An 854-nucleotide genomic window follows, 5' to 3' on the forward strand; every position below is an offset into this window, starting at 1 on the left:
AAGCCCGCCTCGTCGCACCAGGGGCCTGACTCCAGCGCGTCACGCAGGCCCGCGCGGATCGAGGCCAGACGACCCAGGTCGCTCGCCAAGTCGAGCGCCTTATCCACGTACTGCTCCTCGCTGTCCGCCACCCACTCGGGGTGGCCCACCCCATGCAGCACCGTCGCCCCCGCGCGGCCCACGCTCGGACGACCCGCCAGGGTGATGAAGGGCACCCCAAGATACAGCGACTCCAGCAGCGTCGTGCCCGAGTTGTGCGGAAAGCAATCCAGCCCGATGTCCAGCCCGCGCAGCACCTCCCACGGCGGGCTGTGGTAGCCGATCTCCAAGCGCTCAGCGCCGATCCCATGCGCGGCAAAACGCTCGCGCAGCCCGCGCTGCGCCGGCTCACTGACGAAGTCTTTGCTGTCGACCACCAGGCGCGAGCCCGGCAGGCGCGCCAGCAGCGCCGACCAGGCGCGCACAACGCGGTGGTTGATCCGCACCCCGCGGCTGAGCGTGCCGAAGGTGACGTAGCCGCGCTCCAGCGCCGGCAGCGCGCTCACCTCACCCATCCCCGCACGCGGGCGGTACACACCGGCCGGCGCCGACAGCCGCCAGACCTGCTCGGCGAACAGGTGCTCGCTGCCCGCCGGCGCCATGATGGCGTCGCTGAGAAAGTAGTCGATCGCGCTCAGACCCGTGGTGTACCCATAGCCCATCCAGGAGACCGACACCGGCGCCGGCTTGCGCGCGAAAACCCCCAGGCGGTTGTTGGCGGTGTGACCACCCAGATCGATCAGGATGTCCACCGCGTCGGCGCGGATGCGCTCGGCCAGCGCCGCGTCGCTCAGACCACGGGTGTCCACCCAATG

The 854-nt window shown here is 70.7% G+C and carries 1 protein-coding gene; it reads right to left on the reverse strand.

Annotated features, from left to right (window positions below; translation table 11 throughout):
- Positions 1 to 854, reverse strand: an 854-nt coding sequence (locus tag G3446_RS27040; protein ID WP_483414743.1) for an O-linked N-acetylglucosamine transferase, SPINDLY family protein, incomplete at both ends; no start/stop codon positions are given.

This window comes from Thiorhodococcus minor (assembly GCF_010820565.1).
GTDB classification, from domain to species: Bacteria; Pseudomonadota; Gammaproteobacteria; order Chromatiales; family Chromatiaceae; genus Thiorhodococcus; species Thiorhodococcus minor.